Origin of the sequence: Methanobrevibacter sp. TMH8, from assembly GCF_020148105.1 — an archaeon.
In the GTDB taxonomy this organism is placed as follows: domain Archaea; phylum Methanobacteriota; class Methanobacteria; order Methanobacteriales; family Methanobacteriaceae; genus Methanobinarius.
In genome coordinates this window covers 26,186-44,879 of the sequence record NZ_JAHLZE010000015.1, presented here as the reverse complement: position 1 = coordinate 44,879, position 18,694 = coordinate 26,186, and the positions used below count along the sequence as shown (strand labels likewise).

The 18,694-nt window shown below is 24.5% G+C and carries 18 protein-coding genes; 3 read left to right on the top strand and 15 right to left on the bottom strand.

Annotated features, from left to right (window positions below; all coding sequences use genetic code 11):
* Positions 1-58: 58 nt before the first annotated feature.
* Positions 59-766, bottom strand: coding sequence for a SprT family zinc-dependent metalloprotease (locus KQY27_RS03480; RefSeq protein ID WP_224425191.1), 708 nt, complete (start codon positions 764-766; stop codon positions 59-61).
* 237 nt (positions 767-1,003) lie between these two features.
* Here KQY27_RS03480 and KQY27_RS03475 point away from each other — a divergent pair, with 237 nt between their 5' ends.
* Positions 1,004-1,351 carry a VOC family protein gene (locus KQY27_RS03475; RefSeq protein ID WP_224425190.1) on the top strand — a complete coding sequence of 116 codons (348 nt, stop codon included), beginning with the start codon at positions 1,004-1,006 and terminating at the stop codon, positions 1,349-1,351.
* Between the two features lie 97 nt (positions 1,352-1,448).
* Positions 1,449-2,402 (top strand): radical SAM protein, encoded by a 954-nt coding sequence (locus KQY27_RS03470; protein ID WP_224425189.1) that lies wholly within the window; start codon positions 1,449-1,451, stop codon positions 2,400-2,402.
* A gap of 83 nt (positions 2,403-2,485) precedes the next feature.
* Here KQY27_RS03470 and lysS read toward each other — a convergent pair whose 3' ends face one another.
* The 3 genes from lysS to thiC form a co-directional block, all read right to left on the bottom strand.
* A complete protein-coding gene (gene lysS / locus KQY27_RS03465; protein ID WP_224425188.1) occupies positions 2,486-4,072 on the bottom strand; it encodes a lysine--tRNA ligase in 1,587 nt (528 codons plus the stop codon).
* Positions 4,073-4,676: 604 nt separating this feature from the next.
* Positions 4,677-5,780: an acyltransferase family protein gene (locus KQY27_RS03460; RefSeq protein ID WP_224425187.1), complete on the bottom strand. Its 1,104-nt coding sequence runs from the start codon at positions 5,778-5,780 to the stop codon at positions 4,677-4,679.
* Between the two features lie 438 nt (positions 5,781-6,218).
* Positions 6,219-7,523 (bottom strand): phosphomethylpyrimidine synthase, encoded by a 1,305-nt coding sequence (gene thiC / locus KQY27_RS03455; protein ID WP_224425186.1) that lies wholly within the window; start codon positions 7,521-7,523, stop codon positions 6,219-6,221.
* Between the two features lie 376 nt (positions 7,524-7,899).
* On the opposite strand from thiC, the gene KQY27_RS03450 reads away from it, so the two are divergent.
* Positions 7,900-8,619 carry a hypothetical protein gene (locus KQY27_RS03450; protein WP_224425185.1) on the top strand — a complete coding sequence of 240 codons (720 nt, stop codon included), beginning with the start codon at positions 7,900-7,902 and terminating at the stop codon, positions 8,617-8,619.
* Positions 8,620-8,739: 120 nt separating this feature from the next.
* Here the strand turns inward: KQY27_RS03450 and KQY27_RS03445 are convergent, their stop codons facing one another.
* From KQY27_RS03445 to KQY27_RS03395, 11 genes are all read right to left on the bottom strand, one after another.
* Positions 8,740-9,795 (bottom strand): acyltransferase family protein, encoded by a 1,056-nt coding sequence (locus KQY27_RS03445; protein ID WP_224425184.1) that lies wholly within the window; start codon positions 9,793-9,795, stop codon positions 8,740-8,742.
* A 549-nt stretch (positions 9,796-10,344) separates the two neighbouring features.
* Positions 10,345-11,058, bottom strand: coding sequence for a BRO family protein (locus KQY27_RS03440; protein ID WP_224425183.1), 714 nt, complete (start codon positions 11,056-11,058; stop codon positions 10,345-10,347).
* 389 nt (positions 11,059-11,447) lie between these two features.
* Positions 11,448-11,888 (bottom strand): hypothetical protein, encoded by a 441-nt coding sequence (locus KQY27_RS03435; RefSeq protein WP_224425182.1) that lies wholly within the window; start codon positions 11,886-11,888, stop codon positions 11,448-11,450.
* Between the two features lie 242 nt (positions 11,889-12,130).
* Complete coding sequence (locus tag KQY27_RS03430; RefSeq protein ID WP_224425181.1) at positions 12,131-13,258, bottom strand: endo alpha-1,4 polygalactosaminidase; 1,128 nt, start codon at positions 13,256-13,258, stop codon at positions 12,131-12,133.
* A gap of 213 nt (positions 13,259-13,471) precedes the next feature.
* On the bottom strand, positions 13,472-14,077 hold the full coding sequence (locus KQY27_RS03425) for a hypothetical protein (RefSeq protein ID WP_224425180.1): 606 nt from the start codon (positions 14,075-14,077) through the stop codon (positions 13,472-13,474).
* A gap of 162 nt (positions 14,078-14,239) precedes the next feature.
* Positions 14,240-14,518 carry a hypothetical protein gene (locus KQY27_RS03420; protein ID WP_224425179.1) on the bottom strand — a complete coding sequence of 93 codons (279 nt, stop codon included), beginning with the start codon at positions 14,516-14,518 and terminating at the stop codon, positions 14,240-14,242.
* A 110-nt stretch (positions 14,519-14,628) separates the two neighbouring features.
* Positions 14,629-15,015, bottom strand: a complete 387-nt coding sequence (locus tag KQY27_RS03415) for a PIN domain-containing protein (protein ID WP_224425178.1) — start codon at positions 15,013-15,015, stop codon at positions 14,629-14,631.
* Complete coding sequence (locus KQY27_RS03410) at positions 15,012-15,488, bottom strand: hypothetical protein (protein WP_224425177.1); 477 nt, start codon at positions 15,486-15,488, stop codon at positions 15,012-15,014. The genes KQY27_RS03415 and KQY27_RS03410 overlap by 4 nt, the downstream gene beginning before the upstream one ends.
* 349 nt (positions 15,489-15,837) lie before the next feature.
* Positions 15,838-16,575: a methyltransferase domain-containing protein gene (locus KQY27_RS03405; RefSeq protein ID WP_224425176.1), complete on the bottom strand. Its 738-nt coding sequence runs from the start codon at positions 16,573-16,575 to the stop codon at positions 15,838-15,840.
* A 163-nt stretch (positions 16,576-16,738) separates the two neighbouring features.
* Complete coding sequence (locus KQY27_RS03400; RefSeq protein ID WP_224425175.1) at positions 16,739-18,199, bottom strand: aminoacyl-histidine dipeptidase; 1,461 nt, start codon at positions 18,197-18,199, stop codon at positions 16,739-16,741.
* Between the two features lie 211 nt (positions 18,200-18,410).
* Positions 18,411-18,683: a transcriptional regulator gene (locus KQY27_RS03395; protein ID WP_224425174.1), complete on the bottom strand. Its 273-nt coding sequence runs from the start codon at positions 18,681-18,683 to the stop codon at positions 18,411-18,413.
* Positions 18,684-18,694: the final 11 nt, after the last annotated feature.

The following is an 18,694-nucleotide window of genomic DNA, read 5'->3' as shown; positions in this document are numbered from 1 at the left end:
TCTTATATAATTGAATATTATATAATTAAATTCTATATATTCAATTGAATTTTAACATCTACTTTTTTTTATTTAATTCCCAATTTTCTTTACTGAGTTTTTCACCAAGTATTTTTAATTCTTCTTTTTGTTCTTTATAATCTGGCATCATAGATTCTACAATATTCCAGAATTTATTCGAATGATTGTGTTGCTTTATATGGGCTAATTCATGGATAATTACATAGTCAATTGTTTTATCATCTGCCATAATTAACTTCCATGAAAAATTAACACTATTTTTCCCACTACAACTTCCCCACCTTGTTTTTGCACTTGTTATCCTAATAGCTGTTGGGGTTACATTCATTTTTTTAGAAAAATATCTGATTCTAGAAGGAATATAGGATTTGGATATTAATTTATAGAATTCAATTATCAGTTCTTTAATTTGATCAGTAGTAGCTATCTCAGGAATATAAAATATTCCTTTTTCTTCATCATAACTGGCATTATTTCCTTTTATAGGGCGAATATACGCTTTTTTACCACGTAATATAATATAATCATTAAAATTAACATTAAACTCTTTTTTCAGCTGATATTTTTCTGAAATTTCTTTGGTGTTTTTAGCTATCCATTTTTCTTTTGAATTAACAAAGTTGTTTATTTTTTCTCTCGATAAATAAAGAGGTGCCTTTACTTCTAAGCTACTATCTTCATTTACTCTAATTGCAATTGTTTTCCTTTTTGAACGAGTTAGCTTATATTCTCTCATATTATCCATTGAAGAATTTTAAAATCTTTTTATTTCTATTATTTATTTTAGTTCTATTATAATTTCTATTCTAATTTATTTTATAACTTATCTTATAATTTATCTTAGAATTTATATTATCTATTTTTATATTACTTTTCATTAACATGGATTAACAATTTATATATTAATTTTTATATATTATTTTAATATTTTATATAGTATTATTATAAAAATATGTAATTGAAATAAAAGTGAAGTGTTATAATGAAATATGATAATTTTTTCGTTCCAATCGATGATATGGAAAAAGCAATGGATTATTATGGAAATGTATTGGGGTTAAAACTAAAATTTAACTTTCAAGATAAAGGGATGGTATCTTATAATGTTGGTGATGAGGAACCAGCAATTATTTTAAAAGATAAAAAAATATTTAAAGATATGAAACTTACTATTTGGTTTGTTGTGGATGATGTTAAAGAAGAATATAAAAAGATGAAGAAAAATGGAATAGAATTTATTTCTGAACCTTTCGAGATTGGAACTGGAACATCAGCAGAATTTGAAGATCCATTTGGAAACAGATTTGGTATAACAGATTATAAAAAATAAAAAAGGATACTTTTAATAGAATAATAAACTTTATTTTTTTATTTTTTTTATTTTTAATATTTTATTTTTAATATCTAATATTCAATATAGTGTTCATATGAAACAAGAATATAAAGAAATTATCTGTAAAAGTGCATGTACAAAAACTAAACCTCGTATGCCTTATAAATGGGATTTGAATGTTTATAGGGGTTGTGAACACAGGTGTAAATATTGTTATGCTATATATTCTCATAAATACCTTGAATCTAACTATAAAGGAGCTGTTAGTTCAAGTGGAGCAAATTCTAATAAATTTTTTAATAATATCTATATAAAAACTAATGTGGTAGAAGAATTAGATAAACAGCTATCTAAACCATCTTGGAAAAATGAAATGATAGCTATTGGTACTGTTACAGATAGTTATCAGTCAATTGAAAAAGAATATGGATTAATGAGAGAAGTTTTAGAGGTTCTCATAAAACATAAGAATCCAACTGTTATTTCTACTAAATCGGATCTTATTCTTCGTGATTTAGATTTGATTAATGAATTATCAGAGTTAAATTTTGTTAATATAGCTGTAACCATCACTTCACTTGATAAAAAGATTCAAAAATCTATTGAACCAAATACAATAAGTTCACAAGATAGGTTGAAAGTGTTGGATATAGTTAGATCTCAAACCAATGCATCAACAGGACTCCATTTCATGCCAATAATTCCTCATTTAACTGATAGCTATGAACACATTGATTCAATGTTTAAAAATGCAGAAGAACGCGATATTCACACTATATTAACTGCACCACTCAATCTATATGGTAAAACAAGAGGATTTTTTCTTAATTTCATAAAAAAAGATTTTCCAGAACTTTATGATGATATTTTTCATATGTATGAAAAGGGTAGAGTTGATAGAACTTATAGTAGAGAATTATTTACTAAAATAAAAAAAATTAGAACTAATTATAACATTGAAACTAATTATATTAAAATAATTAAAGAAAAATTAGTAGACTATTCTGAAAAAGAGAATTTAAAACAATCTACTTTATTTGATTATTGAATAATAAAAAATTAATAAATGAAAGAAAATATTATAAATATTTTTGCATATTTAATTAATATATAATATTATGAAAGATAAGATTATTCTTCCATTCTTAATCGTTTAACTACAAAGTCTTTATCTAAGGATAAAATGAAAGAAGCTGCTTTGGGTCCTTGTTTTTGTCCAAGAATCATTTTGTAAATAGCTTGGAATGCTTTCTGTGGTTTTAAACCATCTGAATTAAGGATTTCATACATTTCATCATGAAGTTCTTCAGCTGAGTTAAATTCTTTTTTTTCCAATAAATTAGCTAAATTTCCAAGAAATGTCTTTTGATCATCAGATAGCTCTAATCTTGGTATTTTCTTCATAACCTGGAACTTAACAAATTTAGGACCATATTTATCTAACCAATTTTTCACATTTTTAATTCTTTGATTGAAATCAGCTAATTCTTTTTCTGTAAGGCTTCCAAATTCCTTATTTTCAAAGCTTTTTGTTAGTTGTGAGTTTTTCTTTAGTATTTCAAATATTTTTTCTGGTTTGTTTCCAGCTATTTGATAAGCTACTGTTAAGAATCTATAAGGTGGTCTAAATGGTAATCCTTCATTTTCATGAATTTGAGCGATTTCATAAATCTTTTTGAACTTTTTAGCTTCTTTTTCTGATGGGGCTTCTTCTTCATCAAAGAAAACCTTTTCAACTTTGTCAAATTGATCCATAAAATCAAGAAAAGCCATATTTGGTGAAAAATCTTTGTGTTTCATTGGTTTACTTCTAAATATAAAGTAGTTAAGACTTTCAGCAGGCCCAATTTCTAACCATTGTTTAGGAGTAAAGAAAACACCTTGGGATTTACTCATTGCATCTCCATTTAAGGTAATCCATTCATAAGGCACTGGATATGGAGCTTTGTAATCAAATATCTCTTCTGATATTACTTTACTAACATCATATGATCCACCACTAGCTGCATGGTCTTTACCAAATGGTTCACAAGTTACTCCAAAAATTTTCCATCTAGCTGCCCATTCAACTCTCCAAGTTAGCTTTCCATTTCCTGATGTTATGTTAATAGTGCCATCATGACCGCATTCACATTTGTATGAAATTTCATCATTTTCTTCATTATAGTCATAGCTAGTTGTAGTATTAACTCTTCCACATTCATCACAAATTGGGTTGTAAGGTAACCAATCTTCAGATAATGGGTGTTCTCTGTATTGATTGAATATTTCTCTAATTTTATCAGCTTTTTTTAGAGCAATTCTAATATATTCATTATAACTACCATCTTTATACATTTCAAAGCCAGATTTTGGAGTAAGTTCTATTCCAAAATCATCAAGAACATCAAGTAATGGTTTTTCAAAGTGTTCTACAAAAGAATCACAGCATCCATCAGGACAAGGTATATTAGAGTAAGGCATACCAAGGTATTTATCATAACTTTCTGGTAGTGGATGTGGAACTTTCCTAAGAGGGTCGTGGTCATCAGCTATCCAAATAGTCTCGGATTTTTCTCCCATTTCTTTTAATTGTTTTCCTATAGCGTTAGCTATAAAAACATCACAGGAATTACCTATATGTATTGATCCAGATATAGATGTACCACTTGCAATAACATGTTTTTCAACGTTCCATTCTTTTAAATCATCAGCTATTCTTTCTATCCAATGCTTCATCATGTCACCAGTAAATAATAAGTTGTAAATTTAATTTAAGACAAATATATTATATATTTTTCACTATTAATTTATAATAATTATATTTTTTTAATATATTATTTAATATATTAATATATTTTTAGTACATTTTTAGTATATTTTTAATATTTTAAATTATAATATTTTTAATAAGCACATTTGAATATTATAATATTATATTTAAATAAATTATATATTTAAATAAGTATTTTTTAAATAATGATATAAATAATGATATTTATATAACAAATATTATTTTATAAAAATATATTTTAATATATAATTAATTTTATAGTAAAATTTTAATTAATTTTTTAATTACAAAATAAATCATAAACAATTTTTTAAAATATTTTTAGATTTAAATTAAAATATATTTAAATTAAAATATAATTATTTAATTATTAATATAATAAAATTATTAATATAATAAATATATTAAATATAATAGATATATAGATATAATTAGTAAATATATATTAGTAAATAAATTTTATTCATATAAAATTTAAATATTTTAAGGTATATGTTATTAAATCTATTTTTAACTATTATAAAGATTTGTATATTAAAATTTTCATATCTATTCTATTCTTTGTTTTGGAGCTTCGTCTTTCATTAAAAAGTTCCCTACTACTTCTATCAATTTTCGCATATTCTTTTCTACAATATCTCTTGATAATATAAATAGTACAAATGCACTTAATAAAACTGAATAAATAATAGCAAGATAAGGATCATGTAATATAGTAGAACCTATTCCAGTTTTTAAAAAAATTCTACTAGAAAAGGATGAAAAATAGAAATGCAATATATAAATAGATAATGAATTCATTCCTAATTTTGTTAAAAAAGTTTTTTTATTTGTCATTAAGTAGGTTATTAAAAGTACAAGTGTTATACTTGCTAAAATAACAAATAATCTAATTAACATTCCTATTTTCCTACCATAATCGAAATTAATATAGCTTCTTTTATATTCGAGGAAAGAAACAGGAACATGCTGATATAAAATAAATAATGATATTAGAATACCTATTAAAATAATGAAAACAATTTTTTTATTTTCTTTTAGAAATTTACTTATTTTAAAAAAGATAGGTTTTATTTTTGAGCCTATAGTAGATCCAAAAGATTGGAAATATTCTTCATTATTTTTAAAATAATAACCTACTAAAAAAATAGGTAGATAACCAAAAGTTCTTCCTATTGTTAAAAAATCCCCCATATCCTTTGGAAAAGTGATTAAACCAACAAGTAATGCTAATATAAGAGATATTACAAAAATATACTTTATTCGGACTAAAATTGGCAAAAATGACCTTAACCAAAATAATGCAAGAAGAAACCAAAGTCCTGCAGTAGGAACTAAGTAAGGTAACTTAGGAATATTTGTCCCAAACAATAAAACGGAATATATAATCCATGTTGCAGTAAATATAATAAAAGGGACTAGAATTTTTTTAAATGCTTTTATTTGGGTATTTTCATCAACTTTTGTGAAGTAACCACTAACAAAAAAGAAAATTGACATAGATAATGGAGTTATTAGTAAAGTTATATCATTACGTATAGGAAAATGTGAAAATGGATTTGACATATGAATAAAAACTACAAATATGATTGCCAATCCTTTTAAATTATCATATTTATTCAATCGTTTTTTATAAGTTGTTATTGTATTCATTTTTTTCCCCTGATTTTATACTATTTTATTTTTTTAGTAATGCCTTATTTAAATCTATTTATTTCTTATTAAACGTTAAGTTTATATTGGAGTGTGTTCATTAATGTTAGCTAATAAAAAAGTTATATTTTTTATAGGTATAGTCTATAAAATTAGTTTTATGAGTTAAAAATGAAAAAGAAAAATATATTTTACTTATAAAGTATATTTTACAATAAAATTAAGTATTTTCATAATTTAAGAATGAAAAAGAAAAATATATTTTGCTTTATAAAGTATATTTTACAATAAAATTAAGTATATAATTTATAAAATTCCCAATAATGAACTAAATAATTTAGAAAAAGTGTTAAATAAACCTTAAAAAGGTATTGAATAAAATAAAAATTAATTTATTAATTTATTAAAAAATAAGAATAAAAATAAAAGAGATGAAGATTAAACTTCATCAAAGAAATCAGGTTCAGCTTTGTCCAACCATTCATTTACTAATTTTACTGCACAGTAGTTTCCACACATTGTACAAGTATCTGGATCTTCTGGAGGTCTATTTTCTCTTTTAGCTCTTGCATCGGCTGGACAAATTGTTGCTTCATATTGTGCTTCCCAGTCTAATTTCTTTCTTGCATTAGCCATGGCTAAGTCTTTTTCTCCATTGTGGACTCCTTTTGCCATATCTCCTACATAAGCACCAATTCTTGTAGATATAACTCCAGTTTTTACATCTTCTGGACTTGGGAGTGCTAAATGTTCAGCCGGGGTTACATAACATATGAAGTCTGCTCCTGCTTTAGCTGATGCAGCTGCTCCAATAGCGGAGGATATATGGTCATATCCTGGTGAAATATCAGTTACAAGTGGTCCTAACATATAAAATGGTGCTTGTCCACATAATTTTTTCTGTATTGTAACATTTGCAGCTATTTCATTTAATGGTATGTGTCCTGGTCCTTCAATCATAGATTGAACTCCAGCTTCTCTAGCTTTTTCAACTAATTCTCCAAGAATTATTAATTCTTGAACCTGCGCTCTGTCTGTGGAGTCAGCTATTGCTCCTGCTCTCATTGCATTTGCAAGGGAAAGGACAACATCATGTTCTTTAGCTATTTCAAGTATGTAGTCAAAGTTAGTAAACAAAGGATTTTCTCTTTCATTTTCAACAATCCATGCAGATACGAAAGCTCCTCCTCTAGATACTAGGCCTCCTTTTCTTCCTTGTCTTTTTAATCTAGCTAAGGTTTCTATATTTACACTACAATGTATAGCCATAAAGTCTATTCCATCTTTAGCTTGTTTTTCTATGTTTTTAAACATATCTTCTTCTTCCATAGCTATAGATGAGCCAGTTTCTCTTATAGTTTCAATAGCTGTTTGATAGATTGGAACACTTCCAACAGGAAGTGGAGACATTTTTAAAATCCTTCTTCTTATTTCATCTAAATCTCCACCTATACTTAGCTCCATAAGAGTATCTGCACCATTATCAATAGCTATTTGAGCTTTTAACTCTTCTTCATCAAAATCTACTATGTCTGTAGAGGTTCCGATAGTTGCATTAACTTTAGTTCTAAGTCCCGCTCCAATAGCTCCTGGTGCTATATCTCTATTTACATTTGAAGCTACTACAATAGTACCGTTTGCAACTGAGTTTCTTATGAATTCTTCAGAAACTCCTTCGTTTTTAGCTACTGCCTTCATTTCGTCTGTAATTATTCCTTTTTTTGCATCTTCGAGTTGTGTCATAATCAACCACTTTTCTAATTAATATTAAAATTTTAAACTTGATTTAATTTAATCATCGAGTTATTATAAGTATTTATAAATATGCAATGATTTTTTATACATATTTGAAATATAATATCCAATTTTTTAAATCATATTTTAACTACTTTAATTAATATATTTATTTATAAATAATATTTTCAATTAATATTTATTTTTTTAAAGTTAAATTGAATTTAAATACATTTTACTTGAATATATTTTAATATAGTAAAGTATAGTTTATAAGCATTTCTTATTTTTTTTAATTTTTTTAATTATTGAAATATAGATCAATATAAAATAGCTAAATTATATATCGAAATATTTAAATATATAGATTTAAAGATAATTTCATATGAAAAATCATAAGTTTAATAATAACAATGACTTTAATACAAAAATAGAGTATCAAGTAGATAATGAATTTTTCAAAGCTTTTGAAGATAAATCAAAAGATTTAGGTATTTTCAAAATTGGTTATACGAAAATTGAAACTAAAAACATTAACCAAGAAATAATCTATAAAAATGTTATTATATTAGCTATTGAGATGGATGAAAGAATTATTAAAACAAGTCCTGGTGAATTAGCTAAAAATTTAAATAAAAATTTTTATGATAAATTTAGGAAAATCACAGAAAGTCTATCAGAATATTTAAAAACTAAAGGATTAAAAACACAAATAGTTTATCCTAATGAAAAATTATTAGATTTACCTTTTTTAGGTCAAAAAGCAGGTTTAGGATATGTTGGAAAAAGTGGATTATTAATTACTTCTGAATTTGGATCTAAAATTAAACTATCTGGAATATTAACTTCAATAGATAATCCTATTTTTAGTAAAAGTAGTAATGATCATAAATGGATAGAAGAACGGTGTAAAGATTGTGATGAATGTATTGAAAGCTGTGAAAGTGAAGCTTTAGCTATAAAAGGTGGAGATTATATAGCTGAACTATTAGAGTCTAAATGTATTGGATCAGAAGAAGGATGCACATATTGTATTGAAAAATGTCCGTTTAATGAAAAAGGTTATTTAGCTGTTAAAAAAGAGTTTTTAGGGAATACTGGGTAATTTTTTATTTTAAAATTATTTAAAATAAAACTATTTAATTTTTATTAATTTAAATAATAAAAATAGGGTTTTAAAATGTCTAATTTTTTAAATTTGATTTTTATTTTACATTATAAAACTTTATTTGATTCCAAAAATGAATCTAGTAACTTTAAACTTCTTACACAATATATATAATCCAAGTGATAGAGATATAGTCAATATTAAAATTAAAATCATTTGTACATAAATATTAGGTATTATTTGTATTATATAAAATCCAACTGCAACAAGTATTGATTCATGGAAAATGTATATACTAAAAGAGGATTCTGACAAATATTGTATTAAATTGCTAGTTTTATTTAAAAAGATTTTACCTAAAACTAATAATAAAAGAATACATATCCATCCATAAAATGCTTGATAATAAAAAATTATAGGAACGAAAACAGTACTAAATGATAAATTTCCTACAATAAATATAATTGTTAATATCAATGTTAAAATTCCCAATAGAATTTTATTTTTTTCAAGTTTTTCCATAACATGATCATTTGATAAAACAAAATACCCTAACAAAAAGAAACCAAGAGACATACCAATACTCTTACCTTCACCACTACTTAAAATTGGATATAAAACAACCGGAATAAGTCCTAAAAGAATTATTGAAGGAAGTGAAAATTTTTTATTAGTAAAATCAACCCTGTCTTTTAGTAATTTAATGATTGGTATAGCTAAACATGAGACTATAAATAAAAATAAAATAAACCATGCTGGTCCAAGTGTTAACCCTCCATCATAACCAGTTAAGTCAGTAATTTTAGTAAAGGGAACTAAATAATAATTAAAATAACTAATTGGAAGATTTTCATGAAATTTCATTCCAAAATATGATAAAATAGGATTTAATAAAATCATTGCTGAAATAAAAGGAATAAGTAATCTTTGAACTCTTTCTTTAAAATATTCAGTAAAACTTCTTTTTTTCAATGCATAAAATGATGTTATCCCTGCAATAGCAAATAATAAAGGCATTAACCAAACTAAAAAAAACATAATAACATAATTTAAAAAATAATTACTTCCTTCTTTTATATAATAAGGAAAAGTAGAATAAATTAAAAAAATATGTAAAATAATTACTAAAAAAATTGTTACAAGTCTTAAAGTATCTAAATAATATTTTCTCATGTTTACAACCAATACACAGATTTATTAATTTGTATACATATTATTTAATGAATGTAAAAATACCATTTTTGCATTAAATCTAGAGATAATTTATTTTACATTATATTTAACTTTATTGTGTTAAAATTCAATTATTAATCTATCTATTATATCAAAATCAATAATAATTTTTATACTTAGCTTCATGGAAAATATTATGTAGATATTAATAGATATACTAAAAATATATGAATTAAAAGATCATGACATAATCAAAAAACTATCTTTATGAAAAAATAAGACATCAAACAATTCCATTTAGAAAAATTTGGATATATTAGTTGTCTTCTTCAATAATTTCAATATAACTATTAATAAGAAAATCTAAAATCTAAAAACATCTTATAATGTATCATCAAGTAGTTTTGGGTTTTTAGCATTATTTCGTGTTATTACTTTTCTACCACTTCTTTTTTCTAGGTTCTTACGAGCATCTCCAGCAATATTTCCACCATCACGTGCTACTTCTTTACTTTCTTCAAAACCCTGAGGATTAACACTCTTAGATATTTAGAAAATCGAAGATTTTCTAACATTGCAAAATCGAAGATTTTGCAAAGTCTCTGTTGTACTTGCCTCAGCTAACATATTAAGAACTAATTCAATATTACTCATATTATCTCTAAGGTTTTCTTTTCTGACATCTTTAAATTTTTTGTATTCTTTTGTTGTCATTCCAGACCATGCTTTGCTAATTTCATCGCTGAGTAGTGCATATTCTAAACCTTCTTCGACTCCTGATCTGTTCCATTCAGCTGTTAGATCTTTTCGAAATTCTGTTGTTTTTAGTCTTTGTGTTATCCATTCTTCAGAATATCCTTTTTTCCTGTAGTTGCTTATAGCCCTTTCAATAGCTAATTGGGGATCCGCTATTTCATCAAGTCTTTCTTTTCCTATTTCTGCAAGCCAACGTTTAAATGGTTCTGCATTTGGTGAAGGTATGGATTGAATGATTCTTAATATTTGTTCGCTGTCAGCTACATCTGTTAATCGCATTTTACCGTCTGATGAATGCATTTTTAACCGTCCGATATTTTCGGACGCTTGGCTACCTTCTTTTTTTAACTTTGTTTTTAAGTCGCTCCAGTATTTTTTAGGTCTTTTTGATTCACTCAATACTCCTACAACATCGATGACTGAAAAAAACCATTCTTCTTTATCTTCGTCCCATACTGCTCGTATTTCTCTATCTTCAAATAATTTTATGCTGTTTTTGTTTGGCATTTAAATACTTCCTTTTTATTTTATGGACTACTTGTTTAATCTCATGTTTTGTTTTGCTAATATTTGTTTTAACACCTTGATAATTTTATGTTTTATTAAATATTTGAGATTTTTCTTAGAGCTAGTGAGAAGTATTTTAATTATTTAAAAATTTAATATGCTGATTTGAGCTTAATGATTTATCATAGTCATTATATGACTATTTTATCATTTTTTTCAATTTACTATAGAATAGATCATTTATTTAGTAAAAAAAATGGCTGATATTCAAATATCATAATAATAAAAATTAAAATAATTAATTAAAAAATAAAGGGTAAAAAATAAAGTAAAAATAGAAATTAATATAAAAATTATGAAGTAAAGTATTTTTATTAACCTATATTTTATTACAATATAATTTCTTTTGTAAACTGAGATGTGGTATTGTTTCCACTATATATGTCTATAATCATTTTATAAGGTTTTGATTTTTCTTCAGTTAATAATCTAAAACCATACTCATGGAAAGCAATTGCTTCTGTTTCATTAAATGCCTCATAATGCTTTTCGAATTTTTTCCCATTTTTATCATAGAATGTGACATTAACATAGAAGTCTTTAGAGTCTTTTTGAGGTATAACAACTCCATCAATAATTACATCATAAAAATTTGTATTATTATTTTTATTAACACTTGTTGTTATGTTTTCTACAACGAATTCTTCTTTGTTATTCATTAAATTCAGAATATTTCCTTCATTATTTGTATTGTTAGCTGTATTTGCAATAACTAAAAATGCGAGAAATATTAATACAACTATTAATATTACCCAATATGATTTTTTCATAAATTAACCTCTTTGTGGATTTTTACTGTCTTTTATGGCTTGAATTTTTTAATCTTTTATTCTTTGTAATAGTTCATTATTAATAACTTTTAGTAATATTGTATTTATTTATTATTATTTTGCTTTTTTACAAAATAAAGCTAACTATTAATTTTTAATAATTTTTTTCTAGGATAAAATAAAGTTAAAATGTGTTGATTTTTAGGATTGATGTTGAAATTTATTCTTAATATTGCCTATAATTAATTCAATTCAATAGATTTAGAAATATAATAATACCAACCTTTCTTTTTACAATAAATAATTATTTTTTTCATAAAATTAGTATCAGTAGTATACTCTAAAAGAAATATTTTCTTATTATTTTTTATTAATTTCTTAAAATAAGAGATATAATAAGTTCTTGTACTATAATCAGATTTTCCAAATGTATTTTTAGAAAAATTAATAGTTGTAAAAACAGTTTCTTGGTTTATTCCATCAAAAATTGATTGAGAACTCTTTTGTCTTTTTAAATATTCTTTAATAAAAGTGTCTCCACCATTTATTATGATTTTTGTATTTAATGATTTTATTGATTTTAGTATATTTGTAAGACCCTTGAAAATTCCTTCATTTTTATAAAGATAGTAAACATCACAATTATCAACGAAGAAGCCATCTACTCCTTTATTTAAATAAGTTTTAGCTGTTTTATTTACTATGAAACTTTGCCAATCTTTATTAGAAACATTAATCCATCTTTCATCGTCCCAATTTTGATACTTTCCTAAAGTAATATTTTTATAGGTGTTATAATAAGACCTAAATTTCTCAATAGATCCAATGTTAAGATATGAATAAACTTTTTGATTATTATTATGTAGTTTTTTAATATCTTTACTAGTAAAATACTCGGCATCAATTACAACAGTTTTATAATTGTATAATTTATTAATATTGTTTCTGTTTAATCCAATAAATACTCCATACTCATGTTTGAAAGTCTTTGCAGTAGCTAATAAACTGGGTTTGCTATATTTTACATTATTTTTAGATAATTTATAGGATTTTATTTTGTAACCATATGTTTTTCCTGGTGAAAGTTTTTTATTCCTCCATTTTACAATATTAGAATTTTTTATGATCTTAATTTTATAGTATTTCTTGTATTTTGGATTATATTTATAAATGATATAACCATTAGCTCCCTCAGCCTTTTTCCAAGAGAGGTCTATGGCCGAAGTACTATATTTTTCTGCTTTTAGCTGTGTTGGTGATTTTAAAGAAGTTTTTTCCATTCCATAAACTTCATTGGGGGCTATAAAGACAATCAAAAAGCATGCAGCTATAGCTATTATGGCTATAGATTTAAAGACCTTGAATTTCATGGATATTCCTTATTATATTTTTTTTATTAATAATATATTTATTAATATAATATTTGAAATAATAATTATAAATATTTTTATTATTCATAATAATTTATAATACAATGTCTTTATTTATTATATATTTATTAAACAATTTTTATAATTATCTAATATTAGGATTTAGCTAGGAATTTTAATTTTAATATTCTTAATATAAGATAAAAAAAATTCTTATCTTTCTTTTGATAAAAAATGAGGATATTCTGCATTAGATTCAGATTTTTCAAATGTTTGAGTATCAACATCATAGACTTTTCCAGTATATTTAAAATGAACTTTATTATTCTCAATATAAATACGATTCTCAGCATCAAAAGATGTTGCTGTATATTTATCATCTTTACTTGGTTGGTCACGATATAAACCTTGTTTTTCAAACCAAGAAAGACTATTGTTTTCAAATTTTATATCATAAACACAATTAACAATAGCTTCAGCAGGGGGATTATTTAAAGTTCCAGAGATAAATCGCATTGTCCCAGTTATCTCATTACTACTATGACGTTTAGCTAGTTCATATCTAAATAATGCTACTCCACTAAAATCCTTTCTTATATTTACTTTTTCTCCAATTTCATTTAATTCATATATTTTTTCATTAGCTAAAACAAACATATCAAAATTAAAGCCATAGCTATTATATTTTAAATTCGAAAAGGTAATTTGATCAGAATAAACTCCTTGAAGTTTACCATCATCAAGTTTATACAATAATTCATCAGTAAATAATGGTTTAGATAAAACATTATTCTCTAAAAAGCTAATTATTTGTTTCATTATTATCACAACTTATTAATATCTTTTAAAATATTCTCATCTTTTAATTTATATAATAAATCATTTATTTAAACAAATTATTAAATTTTTTATAAAAAACTCAATCTTAAGATCAAAGGCTTAAAATTTTGATTTTCCTCAGTTACTCTAAAAATACCATAATCAATATTCTTTATTTCTTACTTCTCTTATAGCTTTAGTAACATCAACAGGTTCATCTGTTTCAATTATACCTGAATAACTCATAATTCTTTCATGATCTGGATTATAAGTATCTTTGTTAGCTATTAAATGTTCTGGTATTTTAATTTTTGACATGGATTCTATTCCTTTTTCTAGTATTTCGATTATAGCTTCTTCTTCAGTTATATTTTCATCTTTAGCTATTTGACTAATTTTTTTTAATATTTCTGGTTTTATATTTTCAATTCTAATAGTCATAATATCACTTAGTTCTTTAAAATGTTTATTTATAAAATAAAACTATTAACTCTTTAATTATATTCCAAAATTAGTTTTAATAATAATACTGTTTTTATAATAATTTTAATTCATGAAATTTTTACTATATTTTCTTTATTATCAAAGTCAGAATCAAAACTTATTATTTCATATATATTTAAATCATTCATTAATTGGATAGTTACACTGTCTGCAAGTGATAAATTATTGTATTTTACTAATATTTCTATAGCTTTGTCATAAATTTCTTGATTAGGTCTTATTATTATAAAATTATCTAGAATATATTCATAAACAATTTTTGCAGATTTAGATCCTAATTTTTTGTTAATTAATGTTATAGTTTCACTTAAAATCAATATTGAAATAAATTTTTCTTTATTTCGTGTGTAAAATTCTTTTTCTTTGGCTTTTTCATGCCATTGATCATTTTTTACAAATAAACCAACAATATAGGCTGTATCAAGAAATATCAAATATCTTCCCCACTTTCCATTTTCTTAATCTCTTCAACACTATCAAAAGGTTCTTTAGCTTCAAATATTCCTATTATTTCTTCAGTTTCTAATGATTTTCCACTTTTTCGAGGTAATTGAATTATAATTTTATCATTTGAATCAGATATTTTATTTATTTTATCGTTAAAGCATTTATTATTAGTTGTTTCTATCGCTTTTTCAAGTAATTCATTTATAGCTTCTTCTTCAGTAATTTTTTCATTTTTAGCTATTTTACTAATTTTTTTTAATAAGTTAGGTTTTATATTATCTATAATTAGAGTTCCACTATTATCATTAATGAAACCATTAACTTCTTCATTGTTTTTTAAACCTTGTTTAATGAATTTTTCAAGTAATTTAGTTTGACTAGTTCCTAATTCAACAGCTTTCATCTTTAAATCTTTTAATAAATCTATGTTTAATGTAAAACTAGTTTTTTTCTTAGACATTTAAACACCTTTTTAAAATAATTAATTTATATTATAAAATTTTCCTTATTTAATTATTTCGGTATTTCCTTAAATAGGTATTTATTTAATTATTTTATTATTTTATTATTTTTTCTAATAAAATTAATAAAATTAGAATAATAATAAGAATATAATCTATAGTTAAAAATATATAATAAATATCTATTATATAATCTGAAAAAAGAGAAATAGCTGTTAAAATAAGTAAAATTATATTAAAAATAACTTGGGTATTATTTAAAGAAATAATACTAAAAATAAAAAAATAAAAAATATAATATAAAACCAAATAGTAATATCAGTTTGGGTTTATAAAGATTTAATTGAACTATTTTTTCACTGCTGTCATTGCAAGTAATGTTATTTGATCTTCTGTATCTGCATCTAGAAATTCAATATCATCAAAGCCAACTTCATCTTTTAAATATCCTAAATTTTCTCTTGCCCAATGTGCCCAAGAATACCATATTTTTTTTGCATCAGGAATATTATAACAAGAGGTAATATCAACAAGCTCTGTTTTTTCCCATAGATTTTTCCACCAATCAGCACTGTGAAATGAAAACATATCTTCATACCAAAATGATTCATGGGTTTCAGGATAACCCTTTTTAAATTCTTGCATTAACCCTGGACAAACGATTCCAAATTGACCTCCTTGTTTCACTAGCTTTGAAAAAGTTACCGGAAAATAAATCTCATCTGCACCATAATATTGGTAGCTGTCAATAGCTATAGCTGCATCAAAAAATCCTTCAGCATATGGAAGGCCGTGAGCTTCTGCTTTAAGTGGAAATACTTTATCATCCACTCCTGCCTCTTTAAACCTTTCAAGATTTTCAGTTGGATCAATCCATAAATCATTGGCAAATACTGTCACATCAAATTCTTTAGCTAAAAAGATAGAAGTCAGACCTTTCCCACATCCCATGTCTAAAACTTTCATACCTGGGGATAAGTTCATATTATTACATAATTCTTCTAATAATTGTAATGGATTAGGTCCCATCCAATTTTCTTCAATCCATTTTGATTCATATTTTTCAGTTTTTGGATAAGTGTTCATTATAATTTACTCCTATATTTATATTATTTCTAAAATAATTAGATTATTAAAGATTATCTTTTTATTTTTAAGTATTTCTTTAATCAGCTTATTATTTAAATCTTATGAAAAAATAATCTTAAAATCGTTTCCAAATCAGTCTAATAAAGTTATTATGTAATTCTTATTTTTGTATTGGAGCATTTTCCAATGTTTCTATTAATAATTCCCAAAATTTTTCAACAGATTTAATATTAACCTTCTCTTGAGGAGTATGTGCATCCTTAATGGTAGGTCCAAAAGATATCATATCTAAATCTGGATATTTTCCTCCTAATACTCCACATTCTAAACCAGCATGTATTGCTTTAACTTCAGGAACTTTTCCAAATTTTTCAAAATATGTTGATTTCATTATTTCCAATATCTGAGAATCTAAATTAGGGTCCCATCCAGGATATTCTCCATAAATCTTAGTATCGCCTTTTGATAATATAAAATTATTTTTCAATAGATTTTCTACAACAACTCTTGCTGAATCTACTGAACTTCTTAGTAAGCACTCAACTATAATTTGATCATGGAGAGTTTCAACAATAGCTAGATTATTAGAAGTTTCAACTAAGTTAGCTATATTTTCACTCATAGCTATAACTCCATTAGGACAGAAGTATAGTGAAGATAATAATCCCCATTTTGTTTCATTATCTAAAACATATTTAGGTATATCACATGTTTCATATTTAATATTTAAACTCACTTCATCAGGGAATTTAGCTATTATATCTTTATTAAGTTTATCAAATAATTCTTTGAATTTGGAAAATTCTTCTTTTTTAATTGTAATAATTGCAGAAGCTTCTCTAGGAATCACATTAGCTGCTGATCCACCATTGATTGAATTTATATCTATATTACATTTTGAAAAGGTTTTCCATAATATATGACTTAATATTTTTATTGCATTAGCTCTATTAAGATGTATATCTGCACCACTATGACCTCCCATCAGTCCAGATACTTTTATTTCAAAGGCAATATTTTCTTTTTCAGCTGTTTTCTTTGAATATTTAAATATAGCTTTAAAATTAGATCCTCCTGCAGAACCTATAAATAGAGATCCTTCCTCTTCAGTATCTAAATTTAATATTATTTTCCCATCTAAAACATCAGATTCTAATCCATTAGCTCCAGTCATATCAGTTTCTTCATCACTTGTAAAAAGAGCTTCAATTGGACCATGGGATATATTATTTGACTGAAGAATTGCCATTGCAGCTGCAATTCCAATACCATTGTCAGCTCCTAATGTTGTACAATCTGCCCTGATCCAATCTCCATCAATGATTGGTTTTATAGGATCTTTTTCAAAGTCATGATTGCTTTCCACACATTTTTGTGGGACCATATCTATATGTCCTTGCAGAATAATTCCTTTTCTATTTTCCATTCCTTTTGAAGGAGGTTTTTTAATTATAACATTTCCAACTTTATCTACAGTAGTTTCTAATCCTAAACTTATTCCAAAATTCTTGATAAAAGTTATTATTTTAGTTTCATGTTTTGAAGGCCTAGGTATTTGTATTATATCATAAAAGATTTTCCATAATTCTTTTGGTTCAATGCTAGAAATATTATTTTCCATGTTTTGCACCTTTTTAGTGATATCTATTATAGTTATATTTGATTATTTTTTTAAAAACAAAATCAACTTCTTTATCTCTGAATTTGCTAATTGCCACATGTAATCCCTTGGATTAATTCATTTTAAGCAATGTTTTCAAGAGTTTGGCTGATATCTCAGTTATTATTTTTGAAAAGTACTTGTCTAAAACCTAAATCAACTACAAAAACATTTATTCTATATATTTTAAAACCTTTTTCCCCAATTCAGTATCAGTATAAAGCCTTCCTTGTCTCTTTTTAGGATTTAAACATTCAATTAATTTTTTATCTTTTAATTCTTTTAGTACTGTACTAATATGACTCATTTTTATTTCTGTTGATTTGGATAGCTTTGAAGGTGTTTTTATTTTGTCCATTAAATCGATTAAGATTTTTTCTCTATAGCTAGACATTTGAACATAGGATATTAAATCTATTAATTCATCATCTAATTTTTCTTTCATGTTTTTTTCTT

Excerpts from the sequence above, each read along its gene's own strand:
- KQY27_RS03405 (WP_224425176.1), bottom strand. The coding sequence starts at position 16,575 with ATGAACACTTATCCAAAAACTGAAAAATATGAATCAAAATGGATTGAA.
- KQY27_RS03475 (WP_224425190.1), top strand. The coding sequence starts at position 1,004 with ATGAAATATGATAATTTTTTCGTTCCAATCGATGATATGGAAAAAGCA.
- KQY27_RS03425 (WP_224425180.1), bottom strand. The coding sequence starts at position 14,077 with ATGAAACAAATAATTAGCTTTTTAGAGAATAATGTTTTATCTAAACCA.
- KQY27_RS03410 (WP_224425177.1), bottom strand. The coding sequence starts at position 15,488 with ATGTCTAAGAAAAAAACTAGTTTTACATTAAACATAGATTTATTAAAA.
- KQY27_RS03450 (WP_224425185.1), top strand. The coding sequence starts at position 7,900 with ATGAAAAATCATAAGTTTAATAATAACAATGACTTTAATACAAAAATA.
- lysS (WP_224425188.1), bottom strand. The coding sequence starts at position 4,072 with ATGAAGCATTGGATAGAAAGAATAGCTGATGATTTAAAAGAATGGAAC.
- KQY27_RS03420 (WP_224425179.1), bottom strand. The coding sequence starts at position 14,518 with ATGACTATTAGAATTGAAAATATAAAACCAGAAATATTAAAAAAAATT.
- KQY27_RS03430 (WP_224425181.1), bottom strand. The coding sequence starts at position 13,258 with ATGAAATTCAAGGTCTTTAAATCTATAGCCATAATAGCTATAGCTGCA.
- KQY27_RS03445 (WP_224425184.1), bottom strand. The coding sequence starts at position 9,795 with ATGAGAAAATATTATTTAGATACTTTAAGACTTGTAACAATTTTTTTA.
- thiC (WP_224425186.1), bottom strand. The coding sequence starts at position 7,523 with ATGACACAACTCGAAGATGCAAAAAAAGGAATAATTACAGACGAAATG.
- KQY27_RS03480 (WP_224425191.1), bottom strand. The coding sequence starts at position 766 with ATGGATAATATGAGAGAATATAAGCTAACTCGTTCAAAAAGGAAAACA.
- KQY27_RS03435 (WP_224425182.1), bottom strand. The coding sequence starts at position 11,888 with ATGAAAAAATCATATTGGGTAATATTAATAGTTGTATTAATATTTCTC.
- KQY27_RS03470 (WP_224425189.1), top strand. The coding sequence starts at position 1,449 with ATGAAACAAGAATATAAAGAAATTATCTGTAAAAGTGCATGTACAAAA.
- KQY27_RS03400 (WP_224425175.1), bottom strand. The coding sequence starts at position 18,199 with ATGGAAAATAATATTTCTAGCATTGAACCAAAAGAATTATGGAAAATC.
- KQY27_RS03460 (WP_224425187.1), bottom strand. The coding sequence starts at position 5,780 with ATGAATACAATAACAACTTATAAAAAACGATTGAATAAATATGATAAT.
- KQY27_RS03440 (WP_224425183.1), bottom strand. The coding sequence starts at position 11,058 with ATGCCAAACAAAAACAGCATAAAATTATTTGAAGATAGAGAAATACGA.
- KQY27_RS03395 (WP_224425174.1), bottom strand. The coding sequence starts at position 18,683 with ATGAAAGAAAAATTAGATGATGAATTAATAGATTTAATATCCTATGTT.